The organism is Erwinia phyllosphaerae, from assembly GCF_019132875.1.
GTDB classification, from domain to species: domain Bacteria; phylum Pseudomonadota; class Gammaproteobacteria; order Enterobacterales; family Enterobacteriaceae; genus Erwinia; species Erwinia phyllosphaerae.
The window spans coordinates 1-4,250 of record NZ_JAHSPF010000025.1; the positions used below are offsets into that span (position 1 = coordinate 1).

The 4,250-nt window shown below is 55.8% G+C and carries 3 protein-coding genes; all 3 read left to right on the forward strand.

Translation table 11 applies throughout. The features are described 5' to 3' along the window. On the forward strand, nucleotides 1-489 hold a 489-nt coding region (locus KUE00_RS21690), incomplete at its 5' end, for a bacteriophage T4 gp5 trimerisation domain-containing protein (RefSeq protein ID WP_425523596.1). Beyond that, nucleotides 486-908, forward strand: a complete 423-nt coding sequence (locus KUE00_RS21695; RefSeq protein WP_246762645.1) for a DcrB-related protein — start codon at nucleotides 486-488, stop codon at nucleotides 906-908. The genes KUE00_RS21690 and KUE00_RS21695, both read left to right, overlap by 4 nt. Before the next feature lie 2 nt (nucleotides 909-910). Next, nucleotides 911-4,250 (forward strand): DUF6531 domain-containing protein (locus tag KUE00_RS21700; protein WP_246762646.1); only part of this gene is annotated, 3,340 nt, incomplete at its 3' end.

Below are 4,250 nucleotides of genomic sequence, written 5' to 3' on the forward strand. Positions count from 1 at the left end.
GCCAACGCGCTGCGCTTTGAAGACAAGGCGGGCGAGGAGCAGGTGTGGATCCAGGCGCAGAAGAATATGGATACCAATATCAAAAATGATGAAACCCACACGGTAGGGGGTAATCAAACGGTCGCGATTGATAAGGACTTTATCAGCAAAGTCAGCGGCACTTACGTACAGAATACTCAAAAATCGCGTAATGAACTGGTCGGCGGTGATTACCAGCTGTGGGCACAGGATGGTCTGCAAATAGCATCCGGGAAAGGAATTAGCTTTGTCTCGGGCAGCAGCGTATTGACACTCGACCCCAACGGCACGATTTCGTTGCAGTGCGATCAGTTCCAGATCAACGCGACTGGAAATGGGCAGATCAACACTGGCGGTACGCTCGATCTCAATATTAATGAGCCAAAAGCCGGTGATACGCCAGACCCTACGCCATTCACTATCGGTTATGAAATTCTTCAGGCCTTCGACAAAAAAGGGAGTAACACATGAAATATGTTTTGTCAGAAGGAACGCTGACGCTGCCTGAAGCGGTCCAGGATCAGAGCATTACGATTTTCCGTCTGCCGAAAACGCGTGCCACGCTGGTAGTAACCCGTGCATGGGATGTTAAAGAAGGCGAAGAAGAGAATTATCTGCAGCAGCAGTTGGCAAAAGTGAAGCGCGATATGAAAAAGTTTGCTGCACAAGAGACAGAAGAAACGTTGTTCGGCGAGCTATCTGCGCGAGAAGTCGCAATGCGTTTTGAAAATCAGGGCGTAACGGTGGTTCAAAAATTGTTAATAGCAAAAACCGAAACCCATCTGATGATGCTGACTTTTAGTCGTGCAGGCACTTTTGATGCGGATTCGCTGGCCGCCTGGCAGGTTATCAAAAGTGGATTTATTCCTTCTGCAGGAGCGGAGGCCTGAGCATGTCCGATTTAACAGCAGCACGTTTAGACGATCCTTTAATTCATAGTTCTGCACTGGCCGATCTGGTTAGCGGGCTGGTGGAAGGCGCCGTCTACACTGGCATTTTGGTAGGGGCCAGTATGCTGTTTGCCGTCAATCCCGTCGCTGGCATCGCTGTCGGCGCGGGATTGATGATTGGCGCAATGGCTTCCGGCTATCCCGAAAAACTCGGCAATAAGGCCAGCGATGCCGTAGACGGCCTGCTTGATACGCTGGGCATGCGCGGCCCACCGGATGCGGTAATAACCAGCGGCTCTGACAACGTAAAAATCATGGGCAAACCGGCGGCACGTGCGGCAGGAACGGTCAATCGCGACATGATGGCCGCGCTTTCCGTTGGTAGCACAGAGGAACCAGGCCTGAAAGATATTGCGATGGCCGTTGCAGGAGGCATTGCTTCGACTATTCGCCATCCGGGCGACGCCATCAGTTCCGCGCTGGATAAAGTCAGTCATCTTAGCGCGGCATCGGTGGGCAGCTGGCTTGGCAGTCTCTGGGACGATGTGGTGCAGCCAACCGTTGCCAGCGCCAGCCCTTGCGCTACGCCAGCAAACAAAGATACCGTCGCCTGCATGAAAGGCCATCTGGCCGAGAACGCCAACTTTCTGGCGGAAGGGTCGAAAAAGGTTTTCATCAACGGCCACCCCGCCGTACGTAACGGCGATCGCAGTACCTGTGAAGCAACCGTCCAGGTCAGTGAAAATCCTCGCGTGCGTATCGGCGGCGACAGCATCGTGGTACGTGATATCCGCAGCGGCAAAAACATGCTGGCTTATCTTGTCGGCACCATCCTGAGCGGTGGTATTGGCAAGGAAGGCGTTAAGCTGCTGGAACAGCTTTTCTCGCGCATTGCGGCACGGCGCGCGCTGCGTCAAATCGCCTGTACTGTTGTTTTTGAAACCGGAGAAGCAGTTGCGTCTGGCGCTATTGCTTCCGCTGCAATGCAGAGCGCTCACCCGGTTAATTATGCGACCGGCGCTAAAATTCTGGCCGACCGGGACGATCTCGATTTCGTGCTGGAAGACCGCATCCCGCTTTACTGGCAGCGTATTTACCACAGTCGCAATCTGACTACCGGCATGTTCGGTACCGGCTGGATGATGCCGTTCGAAACGCGCCTGATTCGCTTTCTTCACAAGGACGGTACTTTCCAGTTTGCCTGGCGCGACATAACCGGTCAGGAACTGGGGCTTGGCGAGATTGCACCGGGCGACGTGGTTCGTTTTGATGAAGAGGGCTTTACGCTGTTCTGCTCGCTGCAGGGCGTTATCGTCATGCAAACCGCGCAGGGCGAATTTTATCTGTACGAACCCGATCCGCTGCGTGAAGGCGAATGGCGTATTGGCCGCATCTACGATCGCCATGAAAATTGCCAGCACTTTACGTGGAATGACAGGGGGCAGCTGGTCGCCATTGCGGGCGATAACGAGGCGCTGGACGTTCGTCTCAGCTATGAACAGCAGCATGGAAGAGTAACGGCGATAGATCAGGTTGTCGGTGGCGAACTGCGCCCGCTGATGCGTTACAACTACAACTCGCAGGGCCAGCTGATTGCCGTACAGGATGCCGACGGCGTTGAAACCCGTCGTTTCAGCTGGGATCGCGCCAGCGATCTGATGGCATCGCACAGCTATGCCACCGGCCTGACCGTGGCTTATCAATGGCAGCCAGCCAGCGATCCGCGCTACTGGCGCGTCTGTGAATACCGGGTGATGGACGAAGGGCAAAACTGCCTTGAGCACTGGCTGATAGATGCCGATGAGGAAGCTCGCAGCGCCACGGTAACCTGCTTCTCTGGAGGGACCACGCAGCATCGCTGGGATGAGCTTTGCCGTATTACCGACTATGTCGACAGCTACGGGGCGCACTGGTCGTATCGCTGGGCGGAACAGGGCGATTTGCTGATGGCAACGCATGCGCCTGGCGATCGGACCTGGGAATATGACTACGACGAACGCGCGAATCTGGCAATGGTGCGCGATCCGGCTGGTCGAACATCGACCACCGTCTGGCATCCTTCCTATGCGTTCCCGCTAAAAGAAGTTCAGCCCGACGGCGCGGTGTGGCAATACCAGTACAACAATGCTGGCGATGTCGTCGCGGTGACCGATCCGCTCGGCGGCATAAGCCGTTTTACCTGGAACGAGCAGGGCGATTTAATCACGCGCACCGACGCGCTGGATAATACGCATCGCTTCTGGTGGAACGAGCGCGGCCAGCTACAGCGCGATGAAGACTGTTCAGGCCATCAAAGTTATCGGCTGTATGATGATGCGGGAAGGTTGTTGAGCAGCACGGACGCAGAGGGTAACACCACGCGCTATCGCTGGAGCACTGCGGGGCGTCTGCAATCTCTGATACGTCCTGACCGACGCGAAACGGAATATGAATACGATCGCGCCGGAATGCTGGTCGGGGAAAATATCGACAGCTTTTCAGAGCGGCACGTAGCCCGTAACGTGCGCGGGCAGATTGTCAGCGAAACCGATCCGGCAGGGAACATTACTCGCTATCAGTACGATCGGTTCGGGCGGCTGACGGCGTTAATTAATCCAAACAGCGATCGCTGGCAGTTCGAGTATGACAACAGTCAGCGCCTGCTGGCGCAGACTGACTATGCCGGCCGTCGCAAAAGCTATGGATATGACGAGCTGGGCCTGGTTGCGGAAGTCGTGCAGCATCCGCTGTCTGCTGAAGGCGAAAACTTGCCGCCTCACCGTACGCAATTTGAATATGACAACGTAAATCGCCTGACGGTAAAAACTACGCAGCAACACCGCACCGAGTACCGCTACGGCCCGGACAGTGTAGAAATCAGGAAAATGGCGCTGGCGGAATGGCAGAAGGCGCAGGCGGCAGGCTATGAAGCCGAAGCGGAAGTGCTGATCCTGACCAGCGACGCGCTGGGGAATCTGCTTAGTGAAGAAAATAATGGTGGGCTGTTCACGCATCAGTACGACGCACTGGGCAACCTGATCGGCAGCACGTTGCCGGATGGCCGTGAGCTGAACTGTCTGCGTTACGGAACCGGTCATCTGCTACAGATGAACCTGAAACAGCACGGCAGGCAGAGGGAAATCGCAGGTTATCAGCGCGATAAGCTGCATCGTGAGATCGATCGTACTCAGGGTGCACTGCATCAGGAAACGCATTACGATCCGGCGGGCAGGATCGTAATGCGCCGCAGCGGCTTTATCGACAAATCCGGCGTGGTGTTTGAGCGCCGCTATCGCTGGGATCGTCTGGATCAGGTGATGCAGCAGCTGGTCGTGGACGGCGCAACGCGGCAGAACGAATGGG

What these genes read in the sequence shown, in the direction of transcription:
- KUE00_RS21695 (WP_246762645.1), top strand. Translation starts at nt 486, where the DNA reads ATGAAATATGTTTTGTCAGAAGGAACGCTGACGCTGCCTGAAGCGGTC.